The organism is Krasilnikovia cinnamomea (assembly GCF_004217545.1).
GTDB lineage: Bacteria > Actinomycetota > Actinomycetes > Mycobacteriales > Micromonosporaceae > Actinoplanes > Actinoplanes cinnamomeus.
Window position 1 is genome coordinate 5,830,033 of record NZ_SHKY01000001.1, and the last position, 17,374, is coordinate 5,847,406.

The window sequence follows — 17,374 nt, forward strand, 5'->3', positions numbered from 1 at the left end:
GATTCTTCCGCGCCGGCAACGCCACCCGCCAGGGCCGTCCCCGGCACCGGACTCGGCCTGGCCATCGTGGCGACCATCGTCGAACGCCACGGCGGGACCGTCGACGTCGACTCCCACGAAGGCGCCGGCACCGCCATCACGATCCGGCTCCCGACTGCCGCGCCACAGCACCCTTCCACGAACACAGATGATCGGCTCCTGCGCGTCTGACCAAGCTTCGGCATTCGTTCGCCGGTTGGCGTTCGAGGCGCCGGCGGCGGCGTTCGACGCGGCCTTCTCATCGAACCGGTAGGTCCCCATCTGCGCGAAGGTTGCCGCCCGCCGCAGCCGAGTCCGGTGGCACCACGGTGCCACCGGACACGACCTCGTGCAGAACCAGGGTGCCGTCGGCCATCGGTGGGCCCACATGATCCCGGGTGGTTGTGTCCGACGGCGGTTCGACGACCGATAGCGCTGGCGGGTGACGATCGCCGCCGCCGTCTTCTCAGCGGAATTCGAGGGCGCCCCGGTCGACAGGGCCGGTGCGCGACGCGGTGCTGGCATCGGTCCGCGCGGCGATGCTTCCCGTCCCGCTGTCGATGGCCGGGCTACCCTTCTTGAGCCGGAAGTCGTCCTTGGCCGGGTTGGCCAGTTTCGGGTCGCCGGTCAGCCGACGGGGATCCGAAATGTTGGTCCTGCCGACGATGAGGTTGGAATCGAACGTGACCCGGGCGGTTGAGGACGCGGTCGCAGCGGTGATGTCACCTCGGCCACTGACCAGGATGTTGTTCACCACCTGAACGTCATTGGCCTTGTTGACGTCGAGGTTGTTCCGGATCGAAGGCTGCGCGCCGTTGTGGTAGACGGTGTTGTTGACGACGCTGACGTGGTCGCTGTGGAAGACGTTGATGCCGCGCGCGCCATTGTTGTACGTGATGTTGTTCTCCACCAGGGTGCGACCGCGGTACGGGATCTTGACCTTTGATTCCTTGTTGTCGAACGAGTCGACGATGATGCCGTTACCGTCGGTGATCTTCGTGAAGCGGCTGCACTTGCACTTGACGAACGAACCGTTGTCCCGGGTGACATTGCCGCGCACGATCATCTTGATGCCGGTGCTGTTGTCGGAGTTCCACGCCTGGAACAGGGAGATGCCGCTGCCGCCGAACGGCGACCAGTTCGCGTTGCCGAAGGCCAGGTTGTTCGTTACCTCGACATAGTCGGCGCGCAGCGCGCCGATGCCGACCAGGGGGCAGTCTGACACGGTGTTGCCGTGGATTCGGACGTGGTGCGGGTAGGTCGATTCGCCACCGCCGAACGGCTCGGACACCGCGATGCAACTCGTATTGATCATGGGATCCTTGAGGTCGCCCTTGCGGGCGGCGTCCTTCTGCCTATCCGTCAGCAGGTCGGTCGGCCCCTGCACGGTCAGACCCGCGACGGTGATGTACCGGGCGTTGACCGCGATCCCCTGCCAGCCCGCGGCCTTGATCTTCGGGGTGGCGCCCGGCGCGGCGGCGTACGTGATCCACTTGTCGGCGGTGCCGGATCGGTCGATACCGAGTACAAACTGCCTGCCTGGCGCGGAGTAGGTGCCGTTGCCGATCACCACCGTGTCACCCGGGCGGGTCATGCCGGCGGCGCGTTGCAGGGTGCGCAGCGCGGTGGCAGGGGTCCGGCCGTCCGCCTTGTCGTTGCCGTTGCCGCTGACGTAGAGGTGCCGTCCGCCCTGCGTCGGTGCCAGCTGGCCGGCGGACCAGGTCGGCCCGCCGATGCCGGCGCCGGCGATCCGGCCCACCGGCAGCCCGGTGGCTCCGGGGGGCGCCGGCGGCGTACTCGCAGGGCTGGTCTTGTCCGGCTTGGCGGTCGGCTTGGTCGGGGTCGGTTTGGTCGCTTCGGGAACCGAGGAACGGCCATCGGTGACGACCAGGGTGATGCGAACGGGATCGCCGCTGCGACCCTTCGCGCCGTCCTTGCTGTACGGCGTGATCACCAGGCGGTGCCGGCCGGGAGCCGGGCGCCACGGCAGGAAGTCGGTTCCCTTGGCGGCGTCGCCGTTGAGTACGTAAGGCAGGTGGTTCTCGATTCGGGTGGTCCGACCGTCCACCTCGAAACGCACGCTGCCCACTTGCCCGGAGGTGAGCGCCTGGACGCTCAGTTCGCGGGTGCGCAACGCCGCCAGATCGACCGTCTCCTCCGCACCCAGCGGGGCCCGGCCGGCGATCCGTTGGTTGCTTGTGGCATCCAGCAGAACCACGGAGTTGACCGCCGGTTTGTCGCCGGCGAAGGCAACGGTACGGGCGGTCGCGCCCAGCGTGGCGACGGCGGCCAAGACGGCTGCCGTGATCAGCAAACGCCGGCGCCGCCGGGGGCCGGCGGCGCCGGTGATGGCATGGTGCGGAACGGGCATGACAACTCCGTGGTTCGGGGTCCGGGATTGCCGCCACTCGCTAAGTGCGGCGGCGCCAGATTAGCCACAACAATTCCCGGAGTCGAATCGCCCGCAGTGAATTCAGGAATATTTTAAGTGCCATCAGGGACGAGGTTCTGGCGCTGAACAGCAGTTATATAGGAAAGGTTATCAATGAGTTTCAGCTGTGGGTGACGAAGCGGTAACCGCCTTGGCTCACGAATTATGTCGCCGCGATTATCGATAGCGGAGCCGCCGGAGAGCCGTCGGTTGGTCGAGGCTGTGCTCGGCCTCTGGAACCGCGACCACTCGCGCGGAGCACGGCCCGGCGGCTACGCGAGGCTGGGCGCGGAGGTCTCCATCGCAAGACAGGGCCTCCGTGAGGTAGAGGTTGACCCGTTGCGCTGACGTCGCTGCGGTGAAGTCATAGGTATGAAGATCGTTTCGGCTGCGGAGGCGCGATGCGTGAGGTAGACGACGAGCAATTGCTGACCCGGCTGTCCACCGATCCGGCCGCGTTCGAGGAATTCTACCGGCGCCACGTCGCACGGGTGCAGGCCGCCGCGGTACGGCGCCTTCAGGTGGCCGATGACGTCGCGGACGTGGTGGCCACGGTGTTCGTAACCGTGATCGAGACAGCGCAACGCTTTGACCCCAGCCGCGGTAAGGCGGTGCCGTGGCTGTACGGCATCACCGCCAACGTCGCCGCGCAGCAGCGCCGCCGACGGGCTCGAGAAGCGCAAGCTGTCGGCCGGCTGTCCGGACGTCGGCTGTTGCAGGCCGACGACTACGACACTCTCGAACGCCAGCTGGACGCCGCGCGCGATGCCCACACCCTGACCACGGTGATGGACCAGCTCAGCGACGACGAGCGGCAGCTGCTGGAGTTGGTCAGCCTCGACGGGCTCGATCCGAGCCAGGCGGCAGCCGTCGTCGGTATCCGGCCCGCGACCGCCCGGATGCGCCTGAGTCGCGCTCGCCGTCGACTACGTGCCCTGCTCAGCGCTGCCACGCCCGCCCCCACCGCTGTATCGCTCGCCCGTACGGAGGTCTCCTGATGCCCCCCACCGAACCGCTCACCGGTTTCCAGAGCCGCCTGCTTCCCGAACTGCTCGACGTGGTCGACGCCTACCGCCGCGACCACGACTGCGCCCACACTGCCGGGCCCGCCCCGGTACGCCGCCGACATGGGCACCGCTGGGCGTGGGCGACCCTGGCCGTCACCGTCACCGTCACCGCCGCTCTCGCCGTGGGCGTGAATGTGCAAACACCCGAGGCCTACGCGGTCGACGTCATGCCCAGTGGCCTGGTCAAGGTCACGATCGACGACATCGCCGACTTCGACCAGATCGACGGACTGCACAAGGCGCTACGCCGGCACGGCGTTCCCACCACCCTCATCGAGACCCGAGCAGAGGGATGCCCCGCCGGGCGCCTCATCGGTGTCAGCGCCGCAGTGGATGTCGCCGGGCCACCCCTGCACGAGGGCGGCGGCATCAGCTTCCTCATCAACCCCAGGATCCCTTCCCAAGACGTGAATCTCCTGGTCACCTCCGATGCCGAATCAGCGGTCCCGATGACCAAGGACACCGACGGGCTCCCTGTCGCGCCGTCCGATTTCGGTAGCAGCAACGCCCTCGGCACCGGACCGGTCGTCGGCTGGCTCCAGATCGGCTGCAGCACCCGCTCCCCGCATCAGAGGACCGGCTCGTCATGGCCCGCCGACCCGGCTCCCAGCCGCGCGATACCGGCGACGCGATGACCGCTCTGCCGGGGCCAGGTTCCCACCGGCCGTGACAGATCCTCCGATTCCTGTTACGCCGGGCGTCCCGGAGGGATCTCCATCGCAACCACAGGACGTGGGTACCTGGGTGCAAGTGGGAGGAAGAGCCGTGAAGAAGGCTGATCACCGCTGGGCCGGGCAAGCCGGGATCAACTGGGGCGACGTGATCGCCTTCCGCGTACTCGCCGAAGAGCTCAGCTTCACGCGGGCGGCGGTCCGGCTCGACATCACACAGCCGGCTCTCTCGGTGCGAATTCGCCGGTTGGAGCAGAGTTTCGGCAACCGTCTCCTGGATCGCCACACTCGACTGGTGCGGCTGACGGTTAAGGGTCGCCTGTTGAGAGACTGGGTGGATCAAGCGGCCCGAGGCTGGAAGCAGATCCAGGACTGGGAGCCGGCCCGGGAATGCGGCGAGGCATCGCTCAGCGGCGACAGGCCGTCACTGGACGGTCGAACGAGCAGCCCGACAGCCGTTCATGCGGCACCGCTAAACCAGGTGGCCATCGGACCGGTATGAAACAGCGCCGGTCCGCGGTGCCGTAAACGCGGTCGGCGCGTCGTTCCGGAAGCAGTGCCGGGACGGCCGCCGATCCGGCTGTACCGCACGCACCGCGACGGGACCGGTCGCGCAGTCCTGACACCTTTCCCGTTCAGGAGGTCGCTCCGTGTTTCTCCTTCACCACCGGCGCTGGCTGGCCGCCGGCGTCGCAGTTCTGACCGCGGCAGCCCTGGGCATCGCGCCGGCCGCCGCGGCGCCCAGTGCCGACGACGAGTTCGACAGCACCGCGATCGGCGCACTGCCGGCCGGGTGGACCGGTTCCGGCGGGCAGGCAGCCGTGGCCGAGCTGCCCGCGACCAGAGACCGCAGCCTGCGACTGACCGACACGTCGGCGTCGACCTCCACGCTCGCCGGCCGCAGCTTCGCGGCCACGTCCGACCCGGTGGTGGTCAGTCTGCGGCTGCGGGCCGAACAGTCCTCGGCGGTGATCGGGGTGCACCTCGACGGCCCTCAGGGCCGGGCGGTCACCGTGGCGCTCGACGACTCCGCCAACTGGTACAGCTACCGGGGTGCGCAGCGCACCACACTGCGCGGCTACACCGCTGACCGGTGGTACGACCTGCGGATCGTTGCTCGCCCCGCCACCGATACGGCGACGGTCTATCTCGACGGCCGGCTCCTCGCCTCGGGCCTCACCTTCCGGTCGCCGGTGGACACGCTGGACCACCTGCAGATCACCGTCTCCCGATCGGGCGTCGGCGCCGTGTGGGTCGACGACGTCCGCATCGAGGCCGAGGCTGCCGCGGCATCATGGCCCTCTCTGGGTGTCGTCCGGCCGCGGGACGCGGGCGCCATCGGCGCCTCCTCGGTGTCGGTCGGCGGCGAGACCCTCGATCGGGACTACACCGACTACGCGTCCTACCGCCGCTACCTCGATCCGCTGGGCGCCACCGGCATCCGCATGCAGACCGGCTGGGCCAAGACGGAGCGCACCCGGGGTGTCTACGATTTCGGGTGGCTCCGCTCGGTCGTCGACGACGCCACGGCACGGGGTGTCCGTCCGTGGCTGAGCGTGTCGTACGGCAATCCGGCGGTGTACGGCAGCGCGGGCGGTGAGATCGGCTCGGGGGGCCGGCTACCCACGGGCGAAGGGCTGACCGCCTGGGGGAACTACGTCGACGCGCTGGTGACCGAGTTCCGCGGTGCGGTGGACGAGTGGGAGGTGTGGAACGAACCGGACCTGCGGGACCAGGTGCCCCCGGAGCAGTACGCCGACTTCCTGATCTTCACCGCGCGGCGGATCCGGGCGGCGCAGTCGAACGCGCGCATCTACGGCGTTGCCGCTGCGGGGCTGTGGGGCAATCCCAGTTACCCCGAGCAGGTGCTCAGCCGGCTCGCCGAGCTGGGCAAACTGCACCTGGTCACCGCAGTCACCTACCACGCGTACAGCTACAACCCCGACCAGAAGGCGTTGTACGACCAGATCGCCAAGGTGCGTGGCCGGCTGGCCGGCATCGCACCGGGCGTCAGCCTGCGCATGGGTGAGGGCGGCGCGCCGAGCCGCTCCGGCGGTACGGGAGCGCTCGCCGAGCAGCCGTGGACCCCGGTCAGCCAGGCGAAGTGGGACCTGCGCCGGCTCATCGCCGACCTGGGCAACGGGGTGCCGACGAATGTGTTCGGGATATCCGACATGCGTTACGGCGCGCCCCCGGCGGGCATCAACGACAAGGGCCTGCTGCGCATCCACGACGACACACGCGCCGTCCGGTATGCCAAGCCGGCGTACTACTCCATCCAGGCGGCCGCCTCGGTGTTGGACGGCAGGCTGACGCCGACCAGGTCCAGTGGCGCAACCGTCGACGGGCGCGACGCGGCCGTGCACACCTTCCGCAACGCGATCGGCCGTCAGGCGGTCGCCCTGTGGCTTCGGGGCGGCCAGGAGGGCATCCCTTCGGCCGGCACCACCCGCGAGTTCGCCACGGTCACCGTGCCCGCCGGCAACTTCACCGACCCGGTCTATGTCGACCTGCGGACCGCGGAGGTCTACGACATTCCGGACGGGTCGTGGTCCAGGTCGGGTGCCACGTACACCTTCACCGGCGTGCCGGTGTACGACTCACCCGTGCTGCTCGCCGACCGGTCGCTTGTCCCGCTCTGAGCGGTGGCTGGTGGTGCCGCGGCGCTTTGGCCGCGGCACCACCAAGCCGCACCTGCACTCCAGGATCGCCGAGCTGATCCGCCGGGGCCATCGTCCGAGCGGTGACCCCCACTCCGGCCGCCAGTGCCGCGGCCGCGCTCAGGGCGATCGCCACCCTGCGGCCCGGAATGCCGCGGATTCGCGTCGCCCCCGCCGGACACCCTGCACCACGCCGCGAGAACGCCGACAGGGCACTGAGATGACCTCGTCGGGGTCAGTTTGGGGGTAGCTCGCCGCGGTCGATACCGCGCCGCAGGACGGTACGGATCGGCGACTTGACGAACTGCCGGTAAGTCGGTCCGGCTACGTCGGTAGGTGGCTATTCGCCGGGGCGGGTGGTGGTGTCGTCGACGGTCGTGGACGTGCTGGCGGAGCGTCCGCCGGTGTAGCTGGCGCCGAGGTACTGCCCGGTCTGCGGATCGATGATGTAGGTGACGACGTCGCGGGGGGACTCGCCTTTCTCCGCGGGCCCGACCAGCCCGATGCCGGTACGGCCGAGAAGGTCTTTCATCGAGGAGTCTTTGCGGACTCCGGGGATGAGCAGCATCGCCTGCAAGGTGGTTGCCTGCACCTGTGGGGTCACGTCGGGGTAGTCGCTGCTGATGAGGTCCGCGAGGCTGCCGAACGCGTACACGTACCGCAGGTTGGAGCTCGGATCGGTGAGTGACTTGCGCTGCTGTTGGTTGACCGGGTCGTTCACGACTGCGGTGACGGCGTGTTGCAGCAGCGCCTCGGGGGTGTCCGGAAGCGCGGCGATGAACTCTTTGCTCGGCTGGCCCCAGCTGCCGCGGTTTTCCGGCATGCCGGGCATGCCGGTGGTTCCTTGCATGAGGCGGTCGGTTTCCTGGACCTTGTAGCTGCATCGAGGCTGCGCGGCGAGTGCGCGGGGGTCACCGGCCCAGTCCGGGGCCGGCAGAACTACGCCGTCTGCCAGTACCGCCCGGCCGGGTTGGCGGCTGTCGAAGGGGTACCAGGCTTCGTGTACGTAGCCGCATCGCGGGCTGCCGGGGGAGTCCTGCCGGTAACCGATACTGCGGTAGTAGTGGAATCGGTTGTCCGTGCTGTGCTGCTGCGTGTCGGCGGCCGTGTGCGCCGATGCCGGCCTGCGCAGGCCGGACACCAGGTTAGGGGCGGCCGCGGCGGCGCCGACGACGAGCAGGGCGGTTGCGGCGCCGAGGATGCGCCGGGCTCGTCGCCGTCGGCGGCCCCGAGCGACGATTGCCGCGATGTTGGGTTCGCTCACGGTATGCGGGTTCTGCAGCGCGGCCCGCAGGTCTTCGGTGGTGTGCATGGTTTCTCCTCAGGTCAGGGAGTCGGTGGAGTGCATGTCGGACAGGCTGGGGGAGATGCGCAGCTTGGTCAGTGCGCGAGCGCAGAGGCTCTTCACCGTGCTGATGGGCATGTTCAGCTCGGCGGCGATGTCAGCCAGTTCCAGGTCTTCGTAGAATCGCAGGACGATGACCACCCGTTCCTTGCGGTTGAGCACGGCCAGCGCCCGGTGGATCGCGTCGCGGTCGGCGACCTGGCCGCCGTGGTCGGGAATGCTGCGGGGCTCCGGTACAACCGCCACGGGTGTTTCTGAGGACGAGCGCCGCCGCCACCAGTCGGTGCGCGCGTGGATCAGAGCCGTGCGCACATAGCCGACCGGGTTCTGCTGACGGATGCGTGACCAGCGCAGATAGGTCTTGGCCAGTACGGCTTGCAGGAGGTCCTGCGCGCGGTGTTCATCACCGATGATCAGTTCGGCCAGGTGCAGCAGCCGGGCGTGATGAATCCCTACGAAGGCCGCGAAGTCGTCGTCAAGCGCCGCGGCCGTCGTGCCGGCCCGCGCGCCGCCCGCGGCATCCTGTCGTCCGGCCGGCATCGAGGAGGGCTCCGTCCACCGGCCCTGCGCATGGCTCACCACGGCATTCCCGCCGTCATCGTCTCATCCATGCCCCTCAAGACGGAGCCCAGGCGTGGTAAGACTCAACCTCGCCGAAAAAGATCGTTGCGGTACTCTCCGCGATTATGATCTTGCAGGGCGTCGGCCACGCCGGCGTAGAAGTCCCGTGAGGCGTGTCGGCTCAGGGGAGCCGTTCCAGTCGGCACGGCAGCGGTCGCGCGCAGGGATGCCGTTCGCCTGACGAAGGGCGCGGATGGGCTGCCCGTCGCACCCGCCGGTTTCGGCAGCCGGAACGCGAACAGCGCCGCACCGGTTCTCGGCTGGCTCGGTACCGGTTGCGGTCCCGGCGCCTTCCGGCAGGCGCCGCCGTCGCCGCCGGCTGCCCCGACCACAGGTCAGCGCTTCCCGGTGACACGGGAAGCGGTGCTCACAGGTGTGGAATCGACCAATGCCGGCGCATTGGCCGGGCGGCGTCCGTAGTGGGTCAAGGGCAGGCGGTATGCCAGGTCAATGGCCGTGTCCATCGCCTCTTCGAGGTCGAGGTGGTGCTCGGACACCAGGGTGGCCAGGTATCCGGCGTCGATGCGGCGGGCGAGGTCGTGGCGTGCCGGAATGGACGTGAAGGCACGGGTGTCGTCGACGAATCCCGCGGTGTTGTAGAAGCCGGCGGTTTCGGTCACCGCTTCACGGTAGCGGCGTAGCCCCTGCGGACTGTCGAGGAACCACCAGGGAGCGCCGAGCGTCAGGGCGGGATACGCGCCGGCCAAGGGCGCCAGTTCCCGCGAGTAGGTGGTCTCGTCGACGGTGAACACGATCATCCGGAAGGAGGGGGTGTGCCCGAAGGCCTCCAGCAGTGGACGCAGGGCACGGGTGAACTCGATCCGGGTGGGGATGTCGAAGCCGCGGTCGTGGCCGTACTGGCGGAGTATGCCGCGGTGGTGGTTGCGGAGTACTCCGGGATGCAGTTGCATGACCAGACCATCCTCACAAGACATCCGGGCCATCTCGAAGAGCATGTGTCCGGCGAAGGCGGCCGCCTGCGCCGGGGTGGCCCGGCCGGCCCGGGCGGCCGTGTAGATGCGGGCGGCCTCGGCGGGGGACAGCGAGGTGGTGTCGGCGCTTGCGTGACCGTGGTCGGTGGCCAGGGCGCCGGCGGCGCGGAAGACGTGGCGCCGGTGTGCGAGGGCGGAGACGAAGCCGGCGTAGTCGCCGGTGTCCATGCCGGTCAGGGCTGCCAGCTCGTCGGTCTCGGCGATCCAGTGCGGGTGTGCGACGTGCAGCAGTGAATCGGGCCGGAATGTGGGCACCACCCGCCCGCCCCAGCCGGCGGCGCGCAGTCGTGCATGTCCGGACAGCGAGGACAGCGGCGAATCGGTCGTCGCCAACTGGTGGATGCCGAACCGCTCGAACAGCGCCCGTGGCGAGAATGCCGGCTTGCGCAGCCGGTCGACGAGTTCGTCGAACAACGCGTCGGCCGATTCGGCCGACGGCACTGTGGCCACGCCGAAGACCTCGACGAGCTGGTGGGTCAGCCAGAAGCGGCTGGGTGTGCCGCGAAACAGGTGCCAATGTTCGCAGAACGTGCGCCAGATGCGCCGGGCGTCCGCCTCGGCACGGGCGTTCCCCTGGTCGCCGAGGCCGTCGATGCCCAGTTCCTCCAGCCGCACGCCCGCGGAGTGGATCATGCGGGTCACGTAGTGGTCGGGCGTGACGAACAGCCGAGCCGGGTCGGGGAACGGCAGGTCGTCGGCCAACAGGCCCGCGTCGACGTGCGTGTGCGGGCACACTAACGGGAGATGCCGGGTGGCCGCGTAGATCCGCCGAGCCGCGTCCCTCGCCATGGTTTCCGCGGGAAAGGCTCGATCCTCGTCCAGGTGCAAACGGCGCACACGTACCTCCTGAGGCAGCGTCGGTGTAAACGTTTTCAAGGTTTACGAGCCGACGACGATGGCGTCAAGCCGCAGTTCATAGCAAGGAAACCTTCGTGATCTTCCTGAAACCAATCAGTCCCTTGACGAGCTCCGAAAACGATTTCAGACTGAGTCCACGTAGGAGCTGGCCGGTGGGGAGCACCAGATGGCAGTGACGATCAAAGACGTGGCGAAGCTGGCCGGGGTGTCCCCGGCCACGGTCTCCCGCGCGCTGTCCATGCCGGACCTGGTCCGGCCGCCGACCCGGGAGAAGGTGCAGCGAGCGGTCGCCGAGCTGGGTTACCAGCCCAACCCGACCGCCCAGGGCCTGGTCCTCGGCCGCACCGGCAACCTCGGCCTGATCGTGCCCGACCTGACCAACCCGTTCTTTCCCGCGGTGGTCAAGGGTGTGCAGACCCGTGCCCGGGACTTCGAGTACTCCGTGTTCCTCGCCGACGCCAACGAGGACCCGGTCGAGGAGGCGGCACTCGTACGGGCGTTGACCAAGCAGGTGGACGGCATCCTGCTCTGCGCGCCGCGGATGAGCGAGGACGACCTGCGTGCCCTGGTGGGCGCGACCCCGCTCGTGCTGATCAACCGGCGCAGTGGGCGGATTCCCGCAGTGACGATCGACAACCTCGCCGGCGTCCGGCAGGCCGTGAGCCACCTCGCCGCGCTGGGCCACCGCCGGGTGGCATACGTGGCTGGGCCCCGCGCTTCCTGGTCGAACCGGGAGCGGGTACGGGCCCTGCGCGGCGCCGCCGCCGCGCAGGAGGTGGATCTGGTCGAAGTCGGCACGGTGGCACCGCAGTTCGCCGGCGGGGTGGCCGCGGCGGACCTCGTGCTCGCCGCTGGTGTCACCGCCGTGATGGCCTACAACGACCTGATCGCCCTCGGCATGCTGAGCCGGTTCACGGACCGCGGCATCGACGTGCCCGGGCAGATCAGCATCATCGGTTTCGACGGCATCGCGATGGCCGAGATGGTGAGCCCGCCGCTGACCACCGTCGCGCAGCCGCAAGACCAGATCGGCCGGGTCGGTGTCGATCTCCTCCTCGAGATCATGCGCAGTGAGGACCCCGCCGTGGCACGCCGGCGGGAACTGCCCGCCCAGCTCATGGTCCGTGGCTCCACCGGCGTGCCCGGACCGGTCGACTGATCTCCCGGGCGAAACCACCCGACTCAGACGGCCGCGCCGTCGTCATCTCATCGAGGCGTGAGCGTAACCGCAGGCCCGCGCCACCAGCCCCTAACGCACGCCGTCCTGCCGACCCCTGAGCACCGGAAAGGTACAGCATGGCTTCCCCCCTCCACCGTGCGGGCCTCGTGGCCGCAGCGTTCGCGCTGGCCCTCACCGCAACCGCATGCGGTGGCCCCTCCTCCCGCAGCGGCGACGGCGCTGGACCCGTCACCCTCAACATCGTCGACGTCGCCGGGAACCTGCAGCTCACCGAGCAGATCATCAAGAACTTCCAGAAGGCCTATCCGCAGGAGCTGAAGGCCTACACCGCGAGCAAGACCGATGTTACTCAAATGCCCGGCAAGCTCGAAGCCCAGTTCAAGGCGGGCCGCACGGACATCGACATGGTCCTCACCGGCATCGACGGGTACGCCGCGACGGTCAGCAAGAACCTGCTGGACCCGGTCGGCGCGATCCCCGGCCAGCAGAACTACCTCGCCGGCGCCCGGGCCGCGCAGAATCTCGCCGGCACGTACGCCGTGACCATCAACTACAACCCCAACGGTCCACTGCTGGAATTCGCGGCGGACGTGACCGACCCTCCGACGTCCTGGGAATCGCTGCTCACCTGGGCGCGGGCCAACCCGAAACGCTTCCAGTACGCCCTGCCCGCCAAGTCCGGCCCCGGCCGCGCGTTGCTCATGGCCCTGGCACACCACTTCGGCGAGAACGAGCTGCCGCCGGCGAAGTGGACGAAGACCTGGAACTACCTCAAGCTGCTCAAGCCCCACGTGACGCTGGCCTCCAGCACCGGTGAGACCATGAAGAACCTGGCCAACGGCTCCTCGAAGGTCGTCGTCAGCAGCACCGGCTGGGACCTCAACCCGCGGGCGCTGGGCACGGTGCCGCCCGACGTCAAGGTCGTGGCGCCCGGCACCGCGGTTACCGCCGGCAAAGCGGACTGCGGCACCTTCACCTGGATCGCCGACGCGCATTACGTCCTGATGCCCAAAGGGCTGTCCCAGCGTAAGCAGGACGTCATCCGCAAGCTGATCGCGTTCATGCTCACCCCGGAGCAGCAGGCGATCACAGCGGACCAGGGTTACCTGTACACGGGGTGGGCCATCGAAGGCGTCGACCTGTCCAAGGCGCCGCCGAGCAGCCGCGAAGTGTTCGACAAGTTCGACCGGCCCGACTATTACCGACCGCTCATCGAGCAGTGCCCCGTCGTGCCGTCATTCGAGGCGGGCACCATCCAGGAGATGTTCGCCGAGTTCGATCGGCAGGTCGGCAAGTGACCACCACGGACCGCCGCTTCGAGCAGCTGCGCCTGGACGGTGTGTCGCGCCGCTTCGCCCACCACGACGCGCTGACCGGCCTGAGCCTGACTATCACACAGGGCGAGTTCATCGCCCTGCTCGGCCCGTCCGGCTGCGGCAAGTCCACGGCGCTGAACTGTCTGGCCGGGCTCGTCCCCCTCACTGCCGGCAGCATCTTCCGCGACGACACCCGGCTGGACACGCTGCCGCCGGAACGACGCGGTTTCGGCATGGTGTTCCAGAACTACGCGCTGTTCCCGCACATGTCGGTCCGCAAGAACGTCGCCTTCGGCCTGCAGATGCGCCGCCTGCCGCGCCCGGAGATCAAGCGGCGCGTGGCGGAGGCGATCCGGCTGGTGCATCTCGAGGAGCAGGCCGGCAAACTGCCCGGGCAGTTGTCCGGTGGACAGCAGCAGCGGGTCGCCATCGCCCGTGCGGTCGTGCTCGAGCCGTCTCTGGTACTCATGGACGAGCCCCTGTCCAATCTGGATGCGCAGCTACGGCTGGAGATGCGTACGGAGATCCGCCGCCTGCACCAGTCGCTGGGCCTCACCACCATCTATGTCACGCACGACCAGGAGGAGGCGCTGTCGCTGGCCGACCGTCTGGTCGTGCTGCGAGGCGGACGGGTCCAGCAGGTCGGCACACCGGAAGACCTGCACGATCGGCCGAGCAATTGGCACGTCGCCGACTTCATGGGTTTCCGCAACCTGCTGCCGCTGCGGGTGACCGGCCGCGCCGGCGACCACGTGACAGTGGAAGGCGCCGGCCTCCGGCTGACCGGGACGGCGGTCGGCACGCTCGCCGGCAGCACGGAGACCATCGCGGCGGTACGTCCGGAGAATCTGCGCATCGGCAGCCCGCAGGCACCGGACGCCGTGGCGGCCACCGTGGAGGTGGTCGAGTACCAGGGACGCGAGGTCGCGGTGGAGGCCCGCACCGACGGCGGCACCAACCTGCACATCCGTGCCGGCAGCGCGTGCCGGCCCGTACCGGGCGACCGGATCAGCGTCGCCGTGGACCCTGCGCACCTGCTGGTCTTCCCCGCTGATCGGGACGCCGTGGCGGGCGAACCGGGCTCCGTCGCGGCGTCCGCCCGGCGAGCGCCGGCCGTGAGTGCCGGAGCGAGCCGATGACGACCGTCACCACGCAGTCCGCCACCGGGACCGGGAACGGCCTCACCGCCGGTGCCGTGCCGCCCGGCGCCCGGCCGGCGCTGCGGCACCGGCTGGCCGAGCGTGGAGTCGACGGCCAGCTGCTGCTGCTGGTGCCCGCGGCGATCTTCGTACTCGGGCTGTTCGTCTACCCCTTCGGCTACGGGGTGGCGCTGTCGTTCCAGCCCGGGCAAGGCGACGCGCTCTCCGCGTACCGGGCGTTCTTCACCGACACCTTCCAGCGCGACACCATCGGCACCACGCTGTGGATCGCGCTGCCCGTCGCGCTGGCCAACGTGCTCGCCTCGGTGCCCATCGCATACCGGATGCGGGGCCGGTTCCGGGGCAAGCGGCTGGTCACCACCGCGCTGGTCGTGCCCATCACGCTCGGCACCGTGCTGACGGCCCAGGGGTTGCTCAACTTCCTCGGGCCCACCGGGTGGTTCAACCGGGCCCTGGTTTCGACGGGACTGGTCGACGCGCCGCTGGAGCTGACGCACAACTACTGGGGTGTGGTGATGTCGCTGGTCATCACCGGGTTCCCGTTCGCCTTCCTGCTGGTGCTCTCCTACCTGTCCGGTATCGACCCGAGCCTGGAGAGAGCCGCGGCGACGCTGGGAGCCGGCTGGTGGAACAGGTTCCGCCGGGTCACCCTGCCGCTGCTGGCGCCCGGGCTCGCCACCACCTTCTGCCTGACGTTCGTGCTGGCGTTCGCGGTGTTCCCGTCGGCCGTACTGGTCGGCGATCCGTCCGGGTCCACCCGGGTCATCTCCATCGCGGCGTACCAGGCCGCCTACGAACAGTTCGACTATGCGCTCGGTTCGGCGATCGCCATCGTCATGGGAGCGGTCGAGCTGATCGTCATCGCGGTCGTGCTCGGTGCCCGTTCGCTGCTGTACACCGGCTCGACGGCGGGAGGAAAGGGCTGATGTCCACCGTGTTGGATCCGTCCGCACCCGCTTCGCGGCCACCCCGCCGAAGGCGCGTACGCGCCACCCCGGTCGCCTGGCTGCTCTGGGGTGCGGTGATCTTCTTCTTCCTGAACGTCGCCGGTGTGATCGGATCGGTGCTGGTCAACTCCTTCGGCCGGCGCTGGTTCGACACCTGGCTCCCCGAGGGCTTCACCACCGACTGGTACGGCCAGGCCTGGGAGGAGTTCCGCCTGCTGCAGGTGCTCACGGTGACCGTCGAGGTGGCGCTGCTGGTGGTCGGCATCTCCGTGCTGATCGGTGCGCCGGCCGCGTACGTGCTGGCCCGGCGCACATTTCCGGGGCGCAACGTGGTGTACCTGATGTTCCTGCTGCCGATCCTCATGCCGCCCGTCACCTACGGGATCCCACTGGCCACGCTGCTGTACGAGCTCGGGCTCGCGGGCAACCTGTCGGGTGTGGTGCTGGCCAACCTCGTGCCGTCGGTGCCGTTCGTGATCCTGACCATGACACCGTTCATCGAACAGATCGATCCCGGCATCGAGCGGGCGGCGCGCATGTGCGGGGCGAACACCCGCCGGGTGCTGCTACGGATCGTCGGGCCGTTGCTGCTTCCCGGAGTCCTGGCCGCGTCCATTCTCGTGCTGGTGCGCACCGTCGGCATGTTCGAACTGACGTTCCTGACCGCCGGTCCCGACTCTCAGACGTTGATCGTCGCGCTTTACTACTCGATGTCCGCCTCTGGTATCCGGGCCCAGCAGTCGGTCGATGCCATGGCCGTGATGTACACCGCGATGATGCTCGTCCTGCTGCTGGTGGCACTGCGGTTCGTGAATCCGACGCAGTTGGTGGCCCGGGTGAAAGAGGACGTGGAATGAAAATCATCGATGCCCGGGTAATCGTGACCTGCCCCGGACGCAACTTCGTCACGCTCAAGGTGGAGACGCAGGAGGGTGTCACCGGCGTCGGCGACGCCACGCTGAACGGCCGGGAACTGGCGGTGGCGAGCTACCTGACCGACCATGTGGTGCCGGCACTGATCGGACGGGACGCGGCGCGCATCGAGGACACCTGGCAGTACCTGTACCGGGGCGCGTACTGGCGGCGGGGCCCGGTGACGATGAGCGCGATCGCCGCGGTGGACACCGCGTTGTGGGACATCAAGGGCAAGGTCGCCGGTCTGCCGGTGTACCAGCTGCTCGGCGGCCGCTCCCGCGACGGCGTGACCGTGTACGGCCACGCCAACGCCGAATCGGTCGAGCAGGTCTGCGCCGAGGTCGCGCGGTATGTCGAGATGGGCTACCGGGCGGTGCGGGTGCAGACCGGCATCCCGGGCCTGGCGGCCACCTACGGAGTGGGCAAGGACAAACTGTTCTACGAGCCGGCGGACGCCGCGATTCCCACCGAGGCGCAGTGGTCCACCGACCGTTACCTCCACCACATCCCGGGAGTCTTCGCCCGGGTCCGTGACGAGTTCGGGCCGAACCTGAAGTTGCTGCACGACGTGCATCATCGGCTCACCCCGATCGAGGCGGCCCGGCTCGGCCAGCTCCTGGAGCCGTACGCCTTGACCTGGATGGAGGATCCGGTGCCGGCTGAGCTGCAGGAGGGGTTCCGGTTGATCCGGCAGCACACCACCACGCCGATCGCGGTGGGGGAGGTGTTCAACACCGTCTGGGACTGCCAGCAGCTCATCCGCGAGCAACTCATCGACTACGTACGGGCCACCGTGGTGCACGCGGGCGGCATCACGCACCTGCGGCGCATCTTCGATCTGGCGGCACTGCACCACGTGCGCAGCGGTTCGCACGGGGCGACCGACCTGTCTCCGGTGTGTATGGCCGCCGCCCTGCACCTGGACGTCAGCATCCCCAACTTCGGGCTGCAGGAGTACATGCGCCACACCGAGGCCACCGACGCGGTGTTCCCGCACACCTACCGTTTCGCCGACGGTTACCTGCACCCGTCGGAGGAACCCGGGCTGGGCGTGGACATCGACGAGGAGCTCGCTGCCGGCTACCCGTACCGGCCGGCTTCGCTGCCGGTGAACCGCCTCGAGGACGGCACGCTGCACCACTGGTGACCCCCGCGCGTTCCCGGTCGGCATTCAACCTCATCGAGCAGCGGGG

At 68.9% G+C, this 17,374-nt stretch carries 14 protein-coding genes and 1 pseudogene; 11 read left to right on the forward strand and 4 right to left on the reverse strand.

Annotation, left to right across the window (positions count from 1 at the left end; all coding sequences use genetic code 11):
• Positions 1-24: 24 nt before the first annotated feature.
• Positions 25-210, forward strand: a pseudogene (locus tag EV385_RS36190) (ATP-binding protein); the annotation flags it as partial.
• A 274-nt stretch (positions 211-484) separates the two neighbouring features.
• Here EV385_RS36190 and EV385_RS26460 read toward each other — a convergent pair.
• Positions 485-2,389, reverse strand: coding sequence for a choice-of-anchor Q domain-containing protein (locus EV385_RS26460; RefSeq protein WP_130511896.1), 1,905 nt, complete (start codon positions 2,387-2,389; stop codon positions 485-487).
• Between the two features lie 461 nt (positions 2,390-2,850).
• Between EV385_RS26460 and EV385_RS26465 the strand changes: the two genes are divergently transcribed.
• The 4 genes from EV385_RS26465 to EV385_RS26480 all read left to right on the forward strand — a co-directional run bounded on the left by EV385_RS26465 (position 2,851) and on the right by EV385_RS26480 (position 6,829).
• Positions 2,851-3,447, forward strand: a complete 597-nt coding sequence (locus tag EV385_RS26465) for an RNA polymerase sigma factor (RefSeq protein ID WP_130511897.1) — start codon at positions 2,851-2,853, stop codon at positions 3,445-3,447.
• Positions 3,447-4,151 (forward strand): hypothetical protein, encoded by a 705-nt coding sequence (locus EV385_RS26470; protein ID WP_130511898.1) that lies wholly within the window; start codon positions 3,447-3,449, stop codon positions 4,149-4,151. The genes EV385_RS26465 and EV385_RS26470 overlap by 1 nt, the downstream gene beginning before the upstream one ends.
• A gap of 130 nt (positions 4,152-4,281) precedes the next feature.
• Positions 4,282-4,689, forward strand: coding sequence for a LysR family transcriptional regulator (locus tag EV385_RS26475; RefSeq protein WP_242625083.1), 408 nt, complete (start codon positions 4,282-4,284; stop codon positions 4,687-4,689).
• 148 nt (positions 4,690-4,837) lie between these two features.
• Positions 4,838-6,829, forward strand: coding sequence for a glycoside hydrolase family protein (locus tag EV385_RS26480; protein WP_130511899.1), 1,992 nt, complete (start codon positions 4,838-4,840; stop codon positions 6,827-6,829).
• A 358-nt stretch (positions 6,830-7,187) separates the two neighbouring features.
• Here EV385_RS26480 and EV385_RS26485 read toward each other — a convergent pair whose 3' ends face one another.
• The 3 genes from EV385_RS26485 to uxaC form a co-directional block, all read right to left on the reverse strand.
• Positions 7,188-8,159 carry a hypothetical protein gene (locus tag EV385_RS26485; protein ID WP_130511900.1) on the reverse strand — a complete coding sequence of 324 codons (972 nt, stop codon included), beginning with the start codon at positions 8,157-8,159 and terminating at the stop codon, positions 7,188-7,190.
• A 9-nt stretch (positions 8,160-8,168) separates the two neighbouring features.
• Positions 8,169-8,771, reverse strand: coding sequence for a SigE family RNA polymerase sigma factor (locus tag EV385_RS26490; RefSeq protein WP_165449611.1), 603 nt, complete (start codon positions 8,769-8,771; stop codon positions 8,169-8,171).
• A 377-nt stretch (positions 8,772-9,148) separates the two neighbouring features.
• Positions 9,149-10,642 carry a glucuronate isomerase gene (gene uxaC, locus EV385_RS26495; RefSeq protein WP_207229957.1) on the reverse strand — a complete coding sequence of 498 codons (1,494 nt, stop codon included), beginning with the start codon at positions 10,640-10,642 and terminating at the stop codon, positions 9,149-9,151.
• Between the two features lie 187 nt (positions 10,643-10,829).
• Between uxaC and EV385_RS26500 the strand changes: the two genes are divergently transcribed.
• The 6 genes from EV385_RS26500 (at position 10,830) to manD (ending at position 17,328) form a co-directional block, all read left to right on the forward strand.
• Complete coding sequence (locus EV385_RS26500) at positions 10,830-11,822, forward strand: LacI family DNA-binding transcriptional regulator (RefSeq protein ID WP_130511902.1); 993 nt, start codon at positions 10,830-10,832, stop codon at positions 11,820-11,822.
• 137 nt (positions 11,823-11,959) lie between these two features.
• Positions 11,960-13,141 carry an ABC transporter substrate-binding protein gene (locus tag EV385_RS26505; RefSeq protein ID WP_130511903.1) on the forward strand — a complete coding sequence of 394 codons (1,182 nt, stop codon included), beginning with the start codon at positions 11,960-11,962 and terminating at the stop codon, positions 13,139-13,141.
• Entirely contained in the window at positions 13,138-14,298 is a 1,161-nt protein-coding gene (locus EV385_RS26510) for an ABC transporter ATP-binding protein (protein ID WP_130511904.1), read from the forward strand. Before EV385_RS26505 ends, EV385_RS26510 begins: the two co-directional genes overlap by 4 nt.
• The gene (locus tag EV385_RS26515) at positions 14,295-15,245 is read left to right on the forward strand and encodes an ABC transporter permease (RefSeq protein ID WP_130511905.1); all 951 of its coding nucleotides are present in this window, start codon (positions 14,295-14,297) and stop codon (positions 15,243-15,245) included. Before EV385_RS26510 ends, EV385_RS26515 begins: the two co-directional genes overlap by 4 nt.
• The gene (locus EV385_RS26520; RefSeq protein ID WP_130511906.1) at positions 15,245-16,123 is read left to right on the forward strand and encodes an ABC transporter permease; all 879 of its coding nucleotides are present in this window, start codon (positions 15,245-15,247) and stop codon (positions 16,121-16,123) included. Before EV385_RS26515 ends, EV385_RS26520 begins: the two co-directional genes overlap by 1 nt.
• Complete coding sequence (gene manD, locus EV385_RS26525; protein WP_130511907.1) at positions 16,120-17,328, forward strand: D-mannonate dehydratase ManD; 1,209 nt, start codon at positions 16,120-16,122, stop codon at positions 17,326-17,328. The genes EV385_RS26520 and manD overlap by 4 nt, the downstream gene beginning before the upstream one ends.
• Positions 17,329-17,374 lie beyond the last annotated feature (46 nt).